Origin of the sequence: Pseudomaricurvus alcaniphilus (assembly GCF_011440395.1) — a bacterium.
Classification (GTDB): Bacteria; Pseudomonadota; Gammaproteobacteria; order Pseudomonadales; family Cellvibrionaceae; genus Pseudomaricurvus; species Pseudomaricurvus alcaniphilus.
Genome location: NZ_JAAOIX010000001.1, coordinates 654,911 through 672,703 on the forward strand (window position 1 = coordinate 654,911; position 17,793 = coordinate 672,703).

14 protein-coding genes are annotated in these 17,793 nt (G+C 60.9%); 6 read left to right on the forward strand and 8 right to left on the reverse strand.

Features of this window, described 5'->3' with window-relative positions:
- Positions 1-100: 100 nt before the first annotated feature.
- Genes G8764_RS02890 through G8764_RS02900 form a run of 3 tightly spaced genes read left to right on the forward strand, consistent with a single transcriptional unit; the run spans position 101 to position 4,735 of the window.
- Positions 101-1,444 carry a TIGR04086 family membrane protein gene (locus G8764_RS02890; protein ID WP_166161661.1) on the forward strand — a complete coding sequence of 448 codons (1,344 nt, stop codon included), beginning with the start codon at positions 101-103 and terminating at the stop codon, positions 1,442-1,444.
- Positions 1,419-4,103, forward strand: coding sequence for a CHAT domain-containing protein (locus G8764_RS02895; protein ID WP_166161663.1), 2,685 nt, complete (start codon positions 1,419-1,421; stop codon positions 4,101-4,103). Before G8764_RS02890 ends, G8764_RS02895 begins: the two co-directional genes overlap by 26 nt.
- The gene (locus G8764_RS02900) at positions 4,100-4,735 is read left to right on the forward strand and encodes a tetratricopeptide repeat protein (protein ID WP_166161665.1); all 636 of its coding nucleotides are present in this window, start codon (positions 4,100-4,102) and stop codon (positions 4,733-4,735) included. Before G8764_RS02895 ends, G8764_RS02900 begins: the two co-directional genes overlap by 4 nt.
- Positions 4,736-4,793: 58 nt before the next feature.
- On the opposite strand, the gene G8764_RS02905 is transcribed toward G8764_RS02900, so the two are convergent.
- The 4 genes from G8764_RS02905 to G8764_RS02920 form a co-directional block, all read right to left on the reverse strand.
- Positions 4,794-5,561: a TSUP family transporter gene (locus G8764_RS02905; protein ID WP_207951640.1), complete on the reverse strand. Its 768-nt coding sequence runs from the start codon at positions 5,559-5,561 to the stop codon at positions 4,794-4,796.
- 225 nt (positions 5,562-5,786) lie between these two features.
- Positions 5,787-6,887, reverse strand: a complete 1,101-nt coding sequence (locus G8764_RS02910) for a hypothetical protein (RefSeq protein WP_166161667.1) — start codon at positions 6,885-6,887, stop codon at positions 5,787-5,789.
- Between the two features lie 164 nt (positions 6,888-7,051).
- Positions 7,052-7,729 carry a hypothetical protein gene (locus tag G8764_RS02915; RefSeq protein WP_166161669.1) on the reverse strand — a complete coding sequence of 226 codons (678 nt, stop codon included), beginning with the start codon at positions 7,727-7,729 and terminating at the stop codon, positions 7,052-7,054.
- A 311-nt stretch (positions 7,730-8,040) separates the two neighbouring features.
- Entirely contained in the window at positions 8,041-8,436 is a 396-nt protein-coding gene (locus G8764_RS02920) for a YchJ family protein (RefSeq protein ID WP_207951641.1), read from the reverse strand.
- Between the two features lie 326 nt (positions 8,437-8,762).
- Between G8764_RS02920 and G8764_RS02925 the strand changes: the two genes are divergently transcribed.
- Positions 8,763-9,236 (forward strand): YbhB/YbcL family Raf kinase inhibitor-like protein, encoded by a 474-nt coding sequence (locus tag G8764_RS02925; RefSeq protein WP_166161673.1) that lies wholly within the window; start codon positions 8,763-8,765, stop codon positions 9,234-9,236.
- Between the two features lie 91 nt (positions 9,237-9,327).
- Here G8764_RS02925 and G8764_RS02930 read toward each other — a convergent pair whose 3' ends face one another.
- The gene (locus G8764_RS02930) at positions 9,328-10,167 is read right to left on the reverse strand and encodes a M90 family metallopeptidase (RefSeq protein WP_166161675.1); all 840 of its coding nucleotides are present in this window, start codon (positions 10,165-10,167) and stop codon (positions 9,328-9,330) included.
- Positions 10,168-10,502: 335 nt separating this feature from the next.
- Between G8764_RS02930 and rimK the strand changes: the two genes are divergently transcribed.
- Positions 10,503-11,414, forward strand: a complete 912-nt coding sequence (gene rimK, locus G8764_RS02935) for a 30S ribosomal protein S6--L-glutamate ligase (RefSeq protein ID WP_166161677.1) — start codon at positions 10,503-10,505, stop codon at positions 11,412-11,414.
- 213 nt (positions 11,415-11,627) lie between these two features.
- On the opposite strand, the gene G8764_RS02940 is transcribed toward rimK, so the two are convergent.
- Positions 11,628-12,101 carry a MarR family winged helix-turn-helix transcriptional regulator gene (locus G8764_RS02940; protein ID WP_166161679.1) on the reverse strand — a complete coding sequence of 158 codons (474 nt, stop codon included), beginning with the start codon at positions 12,099-12,101 and terminating at the stop codon, positions 11,628-11,630.
- A 184-nt stretch (positions 12,102-12,285) separates the two neighbouring features.
- On the opposite strand from G8764_RS02940, the gene hrpB reads away from it, so the two are divergent.
- Complete coding sequence (hrpB, locus tag G8764_RS02945) at positions 12,286-14,997, forward strand: ATP-dependent helicase HrpB (protein ID WP_341806313.1); 2,712 nt, start codon at positions 12,286-12,288, stop codon at positions 14,995-14,997.
- Positions 14,998-15,045: 48 nt separating this feature from the next.
- Here the strand turns inward: hrpB and G8764_RS02950 are convergent, their stop codons facing one another.
- Positions 15,046-16,527, reverse strand: a complete 1,482-nt coding sequence (locus G8764_RS02950) for a DUF3336 domain-containing protein (RefSeq protein ID WP_243748532.1) — start codon at positions 16,525-16,527, stop codon at positions 15,046-15,048.
- Between the two features lie 159 nt (positions 16,528-16,686).
- Positions 16,687-17,745, reverse strand: a complete 1,059-nt coding sequence (locus tag G8764_RS02955; RefSeq protein WP_166161681.1) for a retropepsin-like aspartic protease family protein — start codon at positions 17,743-17,745, stop codon at positions 16,687-16,689.
- Between the last annotated feature and the right edge of the window lie 48 nt (positions 17,746-17,793).

The following is a 17,793-nucleotide window of genomic DNA, read 5'->3' on the forward strand; positions in this document are numbered from 1 at the left end:
GCATTAAGCGCCAACCTGCCCTGCCCCGATGGCCGCCCCTTGCTCGCCACCGCACCGCGGGTATATTCTCTGATTACATCCCTTTAATCCGGGAGCGCGTATGGCAGGTGAACACCGTTCACATCGCCGGCGAATCCCGCTGGCTGCGATTGCATTGCTGAGCTTCTGCCTGGCGGAAGGCACGGCCGCGGCAACGTCGAGACTCGAAGCTGCGCCCATCAAGCGCCTCGAACTCAGCACCGAGCGCACTACTCAACTCGCCACTGAAACCGCCACTGCCATCTCCGCTGAACGGGCCCCTGAACCTTCCCCCGCACTGACCGCTGAAAGCATCAAATCCCGCGAGCTGCACGTGCTCACCAAACCTGGCACCACCGCCAGTGCATCGAGCAGTTTGCAAAGAGTCACCGCGGATAATTTCAACAGCCTGGTTACCAGCAAAGCGGTACTGGTCGAAAGGGTCGACGCCAAACCCAGCGTGGTCGAACAGGCGGGGGCAACGGTCTGGCAATCCCAATACCGGGTGTTAATGCCCAAATCCGAGCGCGAGCCGGACCAACTGTGGACCTTGCGTCCTATAGTCCGGGTTCTCAATGCGCTGCAGTACGACGAAGGCAAGCGTCAGTTCAGCGCGCGGCTGTCGATCGGGGTGGTGGATGAAAGTGAGCCGCGCCTGCGGCGGCCACTGGCGGCGCCTTTTATGATCGACGTGGCCTCCGACAGCTTGCGCAGCATTTCTCCCCAGAGCATGCAGTTCGACCGCTCGGCCCTGTTTAAAACGGTGGACGTATTCGACAACGCTCCCACCGAGCCGGCCAGTGTGCGCATCCTGCTGGCCGGTGACGACGCTACCGGCAGCGAAGTGGAACTGCCAGTGCGCCGCCCTTCCCTGCAGCTGTCCCTCAACCCGACCCGCATTCTCGGCATGGGCCTGGAAACCACCCAACTGACCGTAAACGCCGTCGGCCTGCGTGAACCGGAGGGCATGACCATCAGCCTGGGCACCGATCACGGCCGCTTCCAACAGCCCATCCTGGTACTCAACGCCCAGGGCTTTGCCACCACCACACTGCGCTCCGCCGGACTGGGCCAGGCCAGCATAGAGGCCGGCGGCTCGCCCTTTACCACCACCAGTGCCAACGTCACCTTTGCCCTCCCGTGGACATTTTTGCTGGCGGTAATACTGGGTGGCTTTATCGGCGCCCTCGCTACCCGGGGTGGTCGCGCCCACTGGCTCAACAGCACCGTGACCGGAGTCGCCACCGGGATGATCGCCGCCGTGCTCTACGCGGTGGGTGTCAACGTGGTGGGTTTTGAGCCGGTAGCCCAGGTGGGTGAGGCGGTTACTTTTGCCATTGCCGCACTCGGTGCAGTGCTGGGCCCGGGTATATTTGGCAAATCCGCCCGGAGCAGGCGCGATGGAGATATGGACGCCGCCTCCTAGGAGGCCGCTGCGGCAACAAGGCGGAAGCGGTCGTCCGGCAACCGCTTTTACCCGGCGACTGCTCTGTCTCATCGGTATCGTGCTGCTGACGCACACCACCATCAGCGCAGCCGCCAACAACCACCAACAGGCGGACGCACTGCTGAACCAGGGGCTAGATGCCCTGCAACAGGGTCACTATCAACAGGGCCTCGATTTGCTGCACACCGCCCTGCCGCTGTTTCAGCGCAGCGGCAATCACCAGCGCCAGTGCATCGTCCTGCAAAACATCGGCATTACCTATTTGCGCCTCGACCAACCCGCCGCCGCGGCCCAGTCCCTGCAACAGGCACTCAGCTGTGCCGATACGCTGTCAGCCGAGGGCAAGCGCTACCTGCTGCTCAAGCTGGGGGAAGCCAGCCGCGACGCCGCTGACTTTGCGGCCGCGACCCGGGCGTTCCGGCAATTGCACGCCGCCGCGCTGGACTCAGCCCACCCGGAAGACGAGCTGATCGCCCTGTTCCAGCTGGGTAAAACTGCCCGGCAACAGGGCCTCTGGTCAGAGGCTGGGGCCAACTGGCAGGCCATGCTCGACCGGGCCAGGGCCGTCAATAACCTCAGCGCCCAAGGCTCTGCCCTGTTCAACCTGGGTGACCTCTACAGTGACACTGGCGCCCACCTGGATGCCATCAACGCGTTTCAGGACGCCATTCAGTTGGCGCGCAAGGTGCGTGCCCGCGCCCAGGAGGCGGTTGCCCACTGCAAAATTGGTGCTGCCTATTATGGCTTGCACGCCTACCCCCAGGCGCTGGACTACTTCAATCGCTGCCAGCAACTGGTGGGTAGCGGCGGCCATTACATCGACGCCCTGCAAGCGCTGAATGGGGCCGGTAGCGCGCTGTACCAGATGGGAGAGCTGCCACAGGCGGCGGCAAAATACTCAGCGGCGGCAAGCCTGGCCAGCCGCCACCAGGACCAGCTGCGCCGCACCCGTGCCAGAAGCAACCTGGCCCTGGTGCTGGCACAGCAGGGCAAGCTGCAGCAGGCGGCCGAGCTGATACGCCAGGACCTGGCCACGGAACCGGCGGCGCAGACCGATTTTCACAGCCGCGCCTGGCTCAACCTGGGCACGGTGCTGGAGCGACAGCAGCAATACCGCGACGCAGTGGCGGCCTACCGCAAGGCCATCTCCTTTGCCGAGGGGGCGAACTACCGCCGTGGCATAGTGCTCGGCCGGGTGCACCTGGGTCGCTTGCAGGTGCAACAATCCGACTACGCTGCCGCGATCGATATCCTGCAACCGACCCTGTCACAGCTGGAGGCGGAACTGGAGCAAGCCGACGCGGACGACCTGTTGCTGAGCGGGGTGCTGGATGCCCAGCAGGATGCCTATTTGCTGCTCCAGTTCGCACTCACAGAACAGCGCCGCTACGGGGAAGCATTAGCTGTGTCCGAGCGCGGCCGGGCGCGAGCGTTCGCGCGGCTGCTGCAGCGCCGGCAATTGATGCCCAACGACCGGCCCAAAGACAGCGCCGAGCTGGCTCAGCAACTGCGCCAACGAGGGACCGTGGCGCTGGTCTACACCCTGCTGCCGGCGCAGCTATTGCCGCCAGTCAGCGGCCAGCAGCAAGCCGGCGGGGCGGCGCTGATCTGGGTGATCGACGCGCGTGGCCAGCTGCATTTTCGCAAAGTCCTCTTGCCCGAAGCCGCCTTTGACCTGGTCTCCGACGCGCGCTTGTATATTGGCGTTTCCGCCCGTTCGGCGGCCCCGCAAGCGGGCGACGACCGCGCCTTTGAAGCTGAACAACAACGCGATCCAATAGCTCACTTGAGCCGCCTGCTGATCGAGCCGATCGCTGAATCTCTGCCCGCCACCAACGACGCCAATCTATTGATCGTGCCCCACGGCCCGCTGTACTTGCTGCCCTTTGCCCTGCTCGGCGCTGACCGGCCACTGCTGCAGTCCTACAATTTGTACTACGCGCCTTCGCTGACGGTCGCCCTGCAATCCCGTCCCGACCGCACCACAACCGACAAGGCGCTGGTGGTGGGTAATCCGCTGATGCCGTCCCCCTCCCTCAACCCACTGCCAGGTGCGGAACAGGAGGCCCGGGAAATCGCCCGCCTGCTCGGTGTTCGACCACTGCTAGGTGCCGCCGCGGACGAAAGCGCGGTCCGCCGCCGCCTGGGCACAGCCGCCATCGTTCACCTGGCCACCCACGGGGTGCTGGGAACCCTGGCCGGCGCGCCACCGGGCAGCGCACCCGGGATGTTGGCACTGGCACCGGGCAGTGACCATGATGGCTGGCTCACCCCCGGCGAGATCGTTGATATTCCGCTGGCGGCAGAACTGGTGGTATTGAGTGCCTGCGACACCGCCCAGGGTCGACTCGGCGGCGACGGTGTCCAGGGTTTGTCACGGGCGTTTCTGGCCGCGGGCGCGCGCCACTTACTGGCCAGTTTATGGAAAGTTCCCGATGCGCATACCCGGGAGCTGATGGTGGCGTTTTACCGGCATTACCTCGCCGGTCACGAGCCCGCGGCAGCCCTGCGCCAGGCCCAGTTGGCACTGCAGGCAAAATACCAGGATCCCTATTACTGGGCCGCATTTATCGCTCTCGGCACCCTTCCGGCACAGCCGCACAAGCAACCACAACCACAACAGGAGGTACCACCATGAGAAGCTTGACTGGTAAATTGCTCTGCGGCGCGCTGCTGACCAGTGCGCTGGCACAGGCCCAGCCCACTGCCGAAGAGTGGTTGGAAGTCGGCAACCACTTCTGGTCAAAGGGCAACACTGAGCAGGCTATCCAGGCCTGGTCGGAGGCTATCCAGCAGGACCCCAAACTGGCCACGGCGCACTTCAACCGCTGCCTGGGCTACGCCCGCGTAGACGACGTGCGCGCGGCGCTCAACGATTGCACCCGCGCCTTTATGCTCGACCCCAACTACGCCGCCGCCTATTACTACCGCGGCCTATTGCGCTCGGAGCGGCTGGGGGATGATCGCGGCTCAATAGCGGATTTTGACCAGGCCCTGCGCCTGCAGCCGGGTATGGCCGCCGCCTACTTCAAGCGCGGCAACGCCCGCCAGCGCGCCGGTGACCCGGCGGGCGCCATTCAGGACTATCAACGTGCCATCGAATTGCAACCCGGTGACGCCGAAGCCTACTTCAACCTGGGGGTTGTGCACGCCCAGCAACGGGCTACGCAGGCGGCAAAAAAGGCGCTGCAACAGGCCGCCAACCTATACCGGCAGCAGGGTAATCAACGCGGCCAAAAGCGGGCACTGCAAGCGTTGCAAAGCCTGTAAATTGCCTGCTAGCAGCCCACAAGCGGCGACGCTTCGCCGAGCGCTGCGCTGCCTGGACTCACACCAGCCCGAACCCCTGCATGGACTGCCACAGCAAGCGTAGCGCCAGCACACTAAGCAGAATATTAAACACCTGGTAGAAACGCTGGTTATCCATTTTGCGCAACAGGTGCAAGCCGGCCCAGGTACCCAGCGCACCGCAGCCGATCATGGCGCCGATAAACCCCAGCCAGGGCAGGAAATTAAAACCGGCGGCGCCAAACACCAGTGCCTTGAAGCCGTGTTGCAGCACCATCACCGCCGCCATGGTTGCCACCAGTCGCTGCCGTTCGCGCAGCAGGTGTTTTAAAAATCCGGCCACCAGCGGTCCGGTGGCACCAACGAACATGGTCAGGAAGCTGGTGGCGGTAGACGTCAGGACAATCCCCCTGGGCCCGGTGACCACCGGCGGCAGGGCCGGGCCCCAGCAGAGGTAGAGCACGAACAAAGCAATGGCCAACTGCCAGACCGCAGCCGGCAACTGCACCAGCAGAACGGTTGCCAGGCCGGCGCCCAGCAACACGCCCGGCACAAACCAGGCCAGGCAGCGGCGGTCGACCTCCGCCAGGGTCATCAAGCAGCGACCGCCGTTGGACCCCAGCTGGATAAAGCCGTGCACCGGAATTATGGCCGCGGCCGGCAAGCACAGTGACAGCGCGATAATCGTCAACACCCCGCCACCGGCACCAATACTGGCGGTAATCATGGAGGCAAACGCCGACAGTGCCAGCAACAGCAGGCCGACACCCGGCGCCAGTTCCGGCGGCAACCATTCGTTCAGGCTCACGCCCTGACCTCGACCAGCCGATAACCGGGGCAGCGCCTTAGCTGCAACGACACGTGCGCCGCAACCTTCACAACCGCACCGGAAATTCGAGCGATGTTATTGAGCTGATTTTTTCGCACCTGTTGTTGCACTGTCTCCCCCGAAGCCCGTTCCGGTTTATCGCTGTGCCAGGCCCAAGCAATAAACCGCCGCGAAATCACTACAACCAGTTTACCGAACAGGACACTACAAATCCTCCGCCAGGCCATATTGCGGGAATGCCATAAACAGGGTGCGGGTATCGCCCACGGGAATCAGGAACAGGGCGCTGCGACTCTTGTGGGTGCCCTCCACCAGCAGGTCACCGTTATGATCCCGCCACAGGGTGAGGTTTTCCCACCTCACACCGCCGCTGGCGATCAACAGCAACCAGGCAGAGGCCATTTTCTTGGCCCCCTTGACTTGCCACCTGCCCGCCTCACAGCTGAGCTCGGACGACTCGAATTGACGACTTACCAGTTGTTCGTCGCCGTCGTACAACTCCAGCGCCAGGGTATTGGCTATAAGATCCTGCCGCACCCGCAGGCGATCGCCCTTGATCTTGTCCTGATTGACCGGATGCTCACCGATTATTTCCACCCGGAAGAACTGCTCCAGTGCTTGCCGGTAGGCCAGGCTGCCGTCCAGGTGCACCACTTCCGACTTGACGCCATAGTCACCGCTGAGATTGGCGCAGTCAGTAGCCTCCCCGGCGGCCGTAGTTTGTGATAAGGACAAGTTTTGCGCTGCAGGCGAACTTTGCGACGTCGACGAACCGTGTGCGGTGGTTACAACGCTGCCCGCCGCTGCAGCAGCGCTATCGAAGGCTGCAAAGGTCGCCCAGGCATCGCCGCTGATGCTGCCACCGACAATACCGCGCATCTCTTCGTGCCAGCGATTGTGCAGCACCAGGCCGCCGGCGTTATTGGTCCAGAGCGCCAGCACTTTGCTTTTACTGCCCACCGAGGCCCACAAATAATAACTGGAGGATGGAAAGCTCAACAGCATTTCCCCGTCCTCATCGCAGTGAATATTGTCCTGGGCAAAGGTCTGGGTGTGCACCTGCCCATAGCTGTCAAAGCCGCTAACTGTCAGCGCGGGCGCCGGCGTTACGGCGATACGCAGGTGCTGGTAGCGGCGCTGTTGGGCCGGCTCCTGCGGTAACAATTGAGAGCTCAACAGCAAACGGGATTTGCCGTGGGCATCCCAGCTGGAGGATTCAAATTCACCCCGATTGGCGATCGTCAGCTCGCGCGTCTGGCCACAGAGTGAGACCAGGTTCTGCGGATAAGCGTAGTCAGGTCGCATGGTTACGGTCTGCTCGTTTACGCAGCCGCCCAGAATTAACAGCAGTGCTATAGACAACAAAACCTTTGGCGATCGCATAACCAGCGGTGGCCGTAGCTTTGCCCCGGCGTACTGTTTGGTAACGGGAATCAGGTTGCTCACTGTTGCGGCTCCGGATACAAAGTTTACGACTCTGGTGTTATTGGCTCAGGCTGTATTAGCTCCGGCGGTCCCTGCTCTGATGACAGTGCCGCAGCAGCGTCTACCGCGTCGTAACGCAGCCAGTACTCCTCGTTGAACGACAGGGGCAGAATCATGGCGCCAAGGATCTTTTCGCGCACCTGCAGGTGCAGCAGCAGGGCGCCGTCCTGCAGCAATTGCAATTTGTAGCGGTATTTTTGACTGAGAGGCATCAGCACGCCGCCGGTGTAGAGCAGTGCCTCGGTGCGCATGGTCGCGCCTACCACACCGGAATCGCTCTCCCCCTGCCAGGATTTTTCGCAATCGCCGGCGCTGAGGCCGATGGTTTTCTGGTATTTCTGCTGTTCCAGCATTACGCCGGCCAAGACGCCATTAAACACCAGGTACTGCCGGTCCGGACTGAGGCGAATGCGGATGCTTTCCACTGGCAGGCCCGCCAGTTGCTCCTCGAACAAAATCGAGGCCAGCTTGGGAGCGGGAAAGTCGGGGTCACTACTGGCCCCCAGGTTGCTAAACAAACCCTCCGGCACAGCGCAATTGTCGCTGTCGGCGGGCACCGGCGCATACCAGCCTGTTGGGTAGGCCAGCGGTGCCGGCGACTGGGCGCAGGCCAGCAATAAGCCACAGAGAAGGAACAAAAAGACCGACCGGATAGCGCCCATGGGCGAATCTCAATAGATTGAGCGTCAGCTCATTATGCGCGCCAATTAGCACTGCTGCCAGCCACTTTTCAGCGGGCCGGCAAAAAAATTACTGTCCCTTTTCTGGCTACCCATCCGACCAGATGGCGCCCCTTTGGGGCGGATCAATTTTGGCAAATTGTCATCCGATTCCTGTGCTGTGCCTTATTGTGAAAATCTCTTCCAGCACATTAACTCCGCAGGTATGGCTACGCGCTCTACTCAACAAGTTCTGCCCCAACCAGGCCTCACCAAAGCTGGGCCTGCAGCAGCGGCGCGCAAGGCAGGAAAACTCAAGTCACGCGCCCACCCACATACAGCCAGCGCCCTTGCAAGCGCCTGAATTCAGACACTTCGTGCATTGCTTCCAGCGCCTCCGATTTGCCCTTGGGGCGAAACCAGGCCTTGAACTCCACGGTCCCTTCATCCCCCTGTTGCGACCTGGCGATCACCTCGAGACGCTGCCAATCCGCGCTCCGTTCCGACAACTCCAGTGCCGACAAGCCCCGCGCTGTGGCCGGAAACCAGCTCGCCAACAGGTAGTCGCCATAACCGCCGAGGGCAAAGGCGGTAAAGCGCGAGCGCATCAACTGCTCGGGGGTTTTGGCTAGTTGTTGGCCCGATAGAAAGCGACCGCAGCAGCGGGCAAAAACCTTACCACTGCCGCAGGGACAAGCACTGGCGTCCAACGCCTTTTTCTTATGCGCAGGTTGATTTTTTGGAGGTTGATTGTTCGAAGGTTGATTGCCCAAGCCGGTAACTCCCTGGTTCAGCGATAATGACAAATGGAGGACGATTGCAGGCGCCATGCTACAAAAATACAGTCGCCCCGAACAGAGCGCCCGCTGAATTTGCCACAACCCGCAGACTGTTGCCTGGCTATTCATTTGCCTGAGTGAGACTGTATCTGATTGGCTGATCGCGGGCGCTGGCGAGCGACAGTGTTGCAATCACCGTGACCACAATGCCAGAATAGCCAGCGAAATTAACAGGCACCTGAACAAGGAACATACCCATGGGATTCGCACTATCACCTATGCAGCTAACATCCGCGTCATTTCAGGCGGGCCAGGCCATCCCCAAGCGATGCACTATGGAAGGTGAAAATACCTCGCCACAACTGTCGTGGACCGAGGCACCGGAAGGCAGCAAGGCGTTTGCCATCATCTGTCACGATCCGGACGCGCCGCTGGTTTCCCCCGGCAGCTACGGTTTTGTCCACTGGGTGCTGTACAACATTCCCGCCTCCACCAGCTCGCTGGAAGAAAACAGCACTATTGGCACCGCCGGCAAAAACGACTTTGGCGAGAGCGGTTACGGCGGCCCGATGCCCCCTCCGGGCCACGGCGATCACCACTACTTTTTTTCCCTGCTGGCCCTCGATAAAGACGTAAAACTGCCGCCGGGGCTGAGCATGTGGGAGCTGCTGGAAAAGATCGAACCCCACGTTATCGGCATGAACCGGCTGGTTGGACTCTACCAGCGCTAAGCAAACCTTAGGGGCATTTACCGCTATAGCGCACCCGCTGCGCTTGCTTGTTCTCCTGTACCAGCAGACTGCCCGTCAGGGTCGGCCGGGCCTAGTCCGGCGGCTCCCACTGCAGCGGATCCAACTGGTAGAACTGTTGCAACTGCCCATACAACTGCGGGTGCGCCGCTTGCAGTTGTGCGGGCTTTTCAAAAAAGGTTTCCGTAACCACCGCAAAAAATTCCGCCGCCGACGTAGCGGCGTAACTGTCGATCACATCCTCCTCGTCATCGATCAGTTTCTGCTGTTGAACCTTATAGACTTCACTGAATACCTGTGCCCAGGATTGATACTGAGCGGCGCTGGAGAGAACCGGCAGCCCGTCCATGGCAGAATTTTGTTCATCCAGCTTATGGGCAAACTCGTGTATCACCACATTGTGGCCATCGCGACTGTCACGAGCCCCCTGCAGCACTTCATTCCAGGCCAGCACCACCGGACCGCGCTGCCAGGATTCCCCGGCGCGCACATCGAGCGATTCCGAATGCAATGCCCCATCCCGTCGCGTGACCCGAGTCACATAGGTTTCCGGATAAACCAGTATGGTTTGGAACCCCGGATAGTAATCGCCGGGCTTGTTTAAAATCAGCAGACAGGCCTGGGCTGCGATCAGCACCCTTACCTGTTCGGTAATCTCCATGCCATTGCAGCCCACCAGGATTTTTTCATTCAGGAAGACGTTGATGTGCCCTAGCAGTTTCCGCTGCAGGGCCGCTGGCAGGCGCCGATAGAGCCCGAACTCCGCGGCCAGGATCTGGCGCCAGGCATCCGAAACAGGAGCTGACAACAAGCGCTGGCGTCGACTTCGCTTTCGCGCTGTGCGAATTTTGCCCAACAGGTAGACCAGCAGCGCTACGACCAGGGGCCCGAACAAAACAATGTACAACACCATCGGAATATTACCGTCGCCGCTCGGGGAAAATAACCAGTGCCCATACCCGCTAACGGGAAATGCCCGACACTTCCTTCAGAGCAGGTTTGACCAGAATCAACAACCGCAAGAATCCCGCTTGGCCTCACCACCAATAATCATGCTAACATCCAGAGACATCCCCAGACGAACACATCTCCCGATGGTGCGTCCCCAGGGGGTGCAACTGGCGTCGACCGTCGCGCGCAACAACCCGCTCTACCGCTCCTCCCCACGGCCGAATAACAATAAAAACATATATAACGCTTTATTACAGAATTCAATCTAACAAGCACAGTTTCTCATGAGGAAACGATATGAAAATAGCCATTCTGTCCAGAAATCGCAAGCTCTATTCCACCGCTCGACTGGTTGAAGCCGCCAAAAAGCGCGGCCATGAAGTACGGGTCATTGACCATATCCGCTGCTTTATGGATATGGGTACCGACAACCCCTCGATCCACTACAAAGACGAGGAGTTTAATAAAGGTGATTTCGACGCGGTCATCCCCCGCATCGGCTCCTCGGTGACCTTTTACGGCACTGCCGTGGTGCGTCAATTCGAAATGATGGGCATCTACTGCGTCAACGAATCCGTCGCGATCAGTCGCTCCCGGGACAAGCTGCGCTCCATCCAGTTACTGTCGCGCAAGGGTGTAGGCATCCCCGTCACCGCCTTTGCCAACTCCCCCGACGATGTCTCCGGCCTGATCCGCGAAGTGGGCGGCGCGCCGCTGGTGATCAAGCTGCTGGAAGGTACCCAGGGCATCGGAGTGGTACTCGCTGAAACCAAAAAAGCCGCCGAGAGTGTTATCGAGGCCTTTATGGGGGTAAAAAGTAACATCCTCATTCAGGAGTTTATCAAGGAAGCCGGCGGCAGCGATATTCGCTGCTTCGTGGTCGGCGGTGAAGTCATCGCTGCCATGCAGCGCACCGCACCTGCCGGTGAGTTTCGCTCCAACCTGCACCGGGGCGGCTCGGCGGAATTGGTGCAACTGACCAAGGAAGAAAAGGCCGCCGCGGTCAAGGCGGCCGAGATTATGGGCTTAAACGTCTGTGGTGTGGACTTGCTGCGCTCCTCCCGCGGCCCCTTGATCATGGAGGTCAACTCGTCCCCCGGACTGGAGGGCATTGAAGAGGCTACCAAGAAAGATGTGGCCGGCATGATCATTGAGTTTATCGAGGTCAATGCCAAACCCAATGCTACCGCGACCCGCGGCAAGGGTTAAATACTTTACTCGACGGCCACCTTGGCGATCAAAAAACCAGCAGACCTGCGCCAAAGCAGGCTGCTGGCTAGCAGCCACATCCTGCCGGCGCCACTTAAACTTTAAGTCATCCCTCTAAACCAGCGCCTCCCACCGTGCTCGTAACCAATTATCAGGCTCGCGACAAATCAACTCCTTTAGGCTCGCCGCGCAGGATCAACAGTGGCCAGGTCATTAACTGCCTTTGGCTTGGCTCGAATCCATGGCCATCAGGTTTTTCTTGATGATGGACAGCACCTCAACCAGTGTGTCGTATTGCTCCTCGGTGACGCCCTGCATGCTTTCATTATTCAGCTCCAATGCCATGGACTCAATTTCATCCAGCAATTTACGGCCTTTTTTCGACACCGCTATACGCTTGGAGCGCCGATCGCTCTGGTGGGCAGTGCGCACGATAAAACCATTTTCATCCAGCCGGTCAAGCAACCCGCCGATGGTGACCTTGCCAACATCCAGCAAGCGAGCCAGCTCTACCTGGGTCAACTCCTTGTCCTTGTGACGCGCAAGGTTGGTCAACACCCACCACTGCGAACGGGTAATTCCGCGGGGTTTCATGTGCTGGTCAAACACCGTGCGGCGCAACCTGGAGACATCGTGCAGCAGGTATCCGTGGCGCAGGGGATTCTTGTTTTCTGTATCGCTGAGCATAGTGGTTGCTACCGTAGCTGATAGAGTCTTTCAATTTATTATATGCAAGCTAACCATAACGGTGAAATGAATACGATGCAAAAGGCGCAAGAGGTGCACTGCCTGCTTGTCTGCACCCACCTGGCGCTGGCATAAAGCCCGCTCTGCTGTGTAGACTTGCGCCAAACAGTCTCAAGCAACGGACATCATTATTAAACCTGTAAAGCTCGACTCCCTGGCTCTCCCGGAGCTGCCGGTGCAGGCCATCTTGCCGGAACTCTGCCAGCAACTGGACCGGCGCGATGAAGTGGTACTGGAAGCCCCTCCGGGGGCCGGCAAGACCAGCCTGGTGCCGCTGGTGCTGCTGGAATGGCTACAGCAGCGGCAGTTAAACGGCAAAATAATGATGCTGGAGCCGCGTCGCCTGGCGGCCCGCAGCGCTGCCGAACGCATGGCCGAGTTGCTGGGCGAGCCGGTGGGCCAGACCGTCGGCTACCGCATGCGCATGGATACTCGCGTCAGCCAGGCCACGCGTATCGAGGTCATTACGGAAGGTATTCTTACCCGCTTGCTGCAACAGGACCCGGCCCTGGAAGCGGTCAGCGTGCTGATCTTTGATGAATTTCACGAGCGCAGCCTCGACGCCGACCTGGGCCTGGCGCTGGCGTTGCAAGGGCGGGAATTGTTTGGCGACCTGCGCCCACAACCGCTGAAACTGCTGCTTATGTCAGCCACCCTCGACGGCGCCGGGATCAGCCAATTGCTGGCCAATGACGGCGCTGAACCGGCCCCTGTGGTCAGCAGCGAGGGGCGCATGTTTCCGGTGCAGATCCGCTACGGCTCGCCCTACCGGCCCGGCGAGCGGATCGCTGATCGGGTAGTGACTAGCGTACTGCAGGCACTGGCCGACGAGCCAGGCAGCCTGCTGGTGTTTCTGCCCGGCCAGGCAGAAATCCGCGCCGTGCAACAGCGCTTGCAGCAACACTTGCAGGCGGACACCAATATTCACATCACCCCGCTCTACGGCGATATGCCGCTCAACGCCCAACGCCAGGCTATCGCGCCGGCCGCCGCCGGCAGCCGCAAGATCGTACTGGCCACCAGCATCGCCGAAACCAGCCTCACCATTGAAGGTGTGCGGGTAGTGATTGACAGCGGCCTGGCCAGGCTGCCGGCCTTTGACCCCAGCAGCGGCATGTCGAGACTGCACACCCGGCAGCTGTCCCGGGCCGCCGCCACCCAGCGCTGCGGTCGCGCCGGGCGCCTCGAAGAAGGGGTTTGCTATCGGCTCTGGAGCGACTCTCAGCAACAGCAATTGCGGCCGTTTACCGCGCCGGAGATCCTCCAGGCGGACCTGGCACCTCTGGCCCTGCAGCTGCTGCGCTGGGGAGTCGAGCAGCCGCAGGAATTGCGCTGGCTGGACCCGCCGGCAGCGGCACCCTACCAGCAGGCACTCGACCTGTTACAGCGGCTGGGAGCTGTGCAAGCAGTCCCGGCGACTACCGCCAAGACAGCCGCTACAGCAATCCCTGCGACAGAAATCCCTGCGACAGACACACACTGGCGTTTGACCGGGCACGGCGAAGCCATGAGCCAACTGCCCCTGCACCCGCGCCTGGCGCACATGCTGCTGATCGGGCAAAAACTGGGATTGGGCACACTGGCAACGGAACTGGCGGCGCTGCTCAGTGACAGGGATATCAGCACTGGCGGCGGCGCCGATATACAGCTGCGACTGGACCTGCTGCGCGGCGAGCGGCGCGGGCAGCGAGACCAGCAGGGAGCCCTGCAGCGCTTGCGCCAGCAGCAGCGCCAGTTTGCCCAGTTGCTGAGCGCCGCCAACAACCACAAGCCCGCCAAAAGCAGTGAGCCGGTAAAGGACAGCGGAGCCGAGACGTCGCATGGGGTACCCAGCGAATACCAGATCGGTATGTTGCTTGCCTGTGCCTACCCCGACCGCATCGCCCGGCGCCGCACCTCCGGGCAGGACAACAGTCGTACCTACCAGCTCAGCAACGGCCGCGCCGCCGCCTTCGCCGACGTGGATCCGCTGCAAAAACACACCTGGCTGGCGATCGCCCAGGCCGGCAGCCGCGAGGGCCAGCCGACCGACCGCATCTACCTGGCCGCCAGCCTCGATCCGGCGTTATTTAGCGGCCCACTGGCCGACCTGGTCAGCAGCCACAGCGTGGTCCAGTGGCACACGCAAACCGAGAAGCTGGTGGCCGAACAACAGCGCCGCGTCGGCGCCCTGGTCTGGTCCAGCGAGCCCTTGAGCAGGGTACCCGCAGAGGACAAACAGGCCATTTTGGTGGAGCTGGTGCGCAAGCGCGGCCTGGCACTGTTACCCTGGAGCGAAGCGCTGCAACAGTGGCGCCAGCGGATAGAGCTGCTGCGCCAAAGCCAAATCGACGCCGGCCAACCCTGGCCCGACTTCAGCGATCAGGGTCTGCTGGACTCGCTGCCAGACTGGCTCGGCCCCTACCTGGAGCCGATCACCCAACTGGGCGACTTTAGCCGCCTCGACCTGGCGGCCATACTCGCCGCACGCTTGCCCTGGCCCCTGCCACAGCGCTTGCAAGAGCTGGCACCGGAGCGCATTACTGTGCCCTCCGGCTCTAACATCCGCATTGATTACACTCACAACCCGCCGGTACTGGCGGTTAAGCTGCAAGAGATGTTCGGCTGCCGGGAGACACCGGCCATCGCCAACGGCCAGATCAAATTACTGGTGCATTTGTTATCACCGGCGCAGCGACCACTGCAGGTAACCCAGGACCTGGCCGGGTTTTGGCAGAGCAGTTATCTGGAAGTGAAAAAAGAAATGAAAGGCCGCTACCCCAAACACCATTGGCCCGACGACCCGCTGACCGCCGTCGCCAGCGCCAGGACCACACGCAAGCCCCGCCCCACCTGAACCACGGATACGCAGCCGCGACCTGTGACTGCTCTCTCCCGGCAGCGGCTAGGCCTCGGCCTGGCCCTGGGCCTGCAAGCGCGGCAGGATGCGGTCCAGGGTCCGGCTGACCCGGGTTTGGGTGCGAATCATTTCAATCTTCGGCCAGGTGGATTGCTCGCCGGCGCGCACCAGTTGCATAATCTCTGCTTCGCTACGCTGCGACAGCAAGCGGAATGGATTGGAAAAGCGCGACGGCGGAAAGATATTGATGTCACCGGTGTACTCCTGGCGAATCACCGAGGTGACAATGCGCGTCAGGTTGCCCAGCTTGGATTGCGGCGATACCAGGTCAGCGAACAGGGATGCGGCGGAACAGATCACCTCTTTCGATACCTTCTGGCCTGAATTCAACAGGGTCGAGACCAGTGGCCGATACTTGTGGGTATCAAAAATAAACGGCGACGCCAGCGGGTTGATCTGGCTGACAATATAGTGGTTGACGCCAAAGAGCCGCGACAGCCGCTTGCTCGGCAAATCATCACTCACCGAGCCGTCCACCCACTTGCGATCTGGCAGGTAAGCTTGCCGTTGCCCCGCTGCATTTTTTGCCGCCAGTGCAACTGGCGGGTAAAAGCCCGGCACGGCACAGGAGGCCAATACCGCTTCCCGAATCATCACATTGGGTGAGGTAATGGCATTGAGCAGGCGCGAGGTTTGATGGGCTTCGCTGGCCGCGACGGAAATATTGATGTGCCGGCCGGTCAACTTGAACGCCTCCTCAAAGGTCAGGTCCGGCAGCAGCCGCTCGACACTTTTGACCACCTCTGCGAGCTCAATCTGGCGCGGTCGCAGCGCGGTTATCCGATGCCAGAGGTTGACCTCGAGGTGGATTTCCTCCAGCAAATGGGCAGGCGAAAACAGTTTTTCAATTTCCGCGTCGGTGTGAGTACCCAGCAGCCCGGTAACAAAAGCCCCGCCACTGGAACCGGAAATGACTTGCGGCAGGGCATCGTTTTCCCACAGGGCCTTGATGACGCCGAGGTGAAAATACAACAGGGTACCGGCACCACTCATCATCAGCGCGGTACGGCCATAACAGTGGCTGGCCCGCTCAAAGAAATCGATTTTTTCCGCCGTGGAGATATCGCTGGCCTGGCCGCTGGCGAGGTAGTTGAGCGCCGCCACAATTTCATCGACGTAATCGATAATCAGCTGCTTGGTGCCCGCTTTAGCCACGCCGTACAAGCGCGGGTTGCCCATACCCGCCATATTGCCGTGTATGCCCTCGTTCAGGGCGAACAGCAAACCGTGGTTATCGAGCTCGGCGCGGGCCTTGCGCAACCGCTCCAGGCGGCTGCGAATAGTGACATGGTCGTACAGGTCGCTGCTTTCTTCCTGCTGCCACTGGTCCAGGCCGTAGGCCATGTCGTGACAGTGGGCCAGCTCCAGCCACTGGGCATAGTTCTCCGCCTCGTCCAGTTGCTGGCGCAGGCGAACCGGGTCGCGGCGTAATACAAATCGAGACTTGGCGTTGATTATTTTGCTCATAACTGTGCGCGTCCCCGCTGGCTGTTAACCCTGGTTACACAGAGGGTGCCCGCCCTTGTGGGCCATGGCACTGCCTCTAACCAAATACTATACGCCTAAAAACAATTTCTATGCGCTAAAAAACCCTGGCGCTGCGGCGACAAAAACTGCAGGCAGATTTTAAAAAATACGCAATTTCGCCGCCTTTTCGTCGATGTAAAAATCCGCCTGGCGCAGCACATCCAGGCCCAGCACGCCATCGAAGGTCTCAAATTGAGCGTCCATAAAGATCACCATCGGCTGCTCGGCAAACACCAACTGCCCAAACGCCAGCCGTTTGACCTGGAAGCTGCGCGCCTCCCTGACCCCGCCGGCTGTGTTTAACTGCACCACCTCAGTCGGCCCGGTATCAATACCGTGGTGCTCGATAAAAGCCCGGGTGACACCGCTGATAGATGCACCGGTGTCGAGCAACAGGCGCGCCGGCGCGCCATCGATACGGGCGGCGATAAAATACTGGTTGCCGACCACCTGCAGATCCACATCGCTGGATGGTTTGCTCCCCAGTGCCAGTTTTTGCAGAATTTTTCCCGCCGCTTCCCGATACTCCGGCGCATCGACGGCAATCAGGGCGTGGTAGCGGGCCTCGTCAAACTGCCCCTGCTGCAAGTACAGGTTTGCCAACCACAGGTTGAGGCGGATCTGGTTCGGGGTTAACCACAACAGGCGATTGACATTGTCGATGAGCCACTCGATGTCGGTAGCGCCCATCTGCGCGCTAGTCCGCCGCTGCAACAACTGCTGCAATAACTGGCTGGCGAGTTCAATTTTGCGGGGGTCTATTTCCGCTTCGATATAGTGGAACAGAAAGTCGAGCGGCAGATGGTTTGCCTCGGCCAGCACATCCGCCAGGGACGCGAGCGGCACCCTGCCGGCCTCCACACTGGCCAGAGCAGGCCCCAGCACTTCAATCAGGGCCGGGATATTGCCGTTGCGGACACTGTCGCGCATGCACAGCAGCAGCTGCACCGGGCCAGGGCCGGGCCGGGCGCAGGAATCCGGGGCCACGGCCGGGCGCGCCGCGGCGGCCGCTGGCGCAGGCGTTTGCAACTGCACCTCTGCCACCGCTGAGGCGGCTGGCCCGTCGCGGCCGGCACGTTTGCCCAGCCAATAACCGCCACTGCCCGCTACCAGGACAAGCGCTAGCGCGACAATCCCGAACCGGAATAACGGGGTCATTGGAACAACAGCGTCATTGATTTTTTAACCTCTCGATGCAGGCTCAAC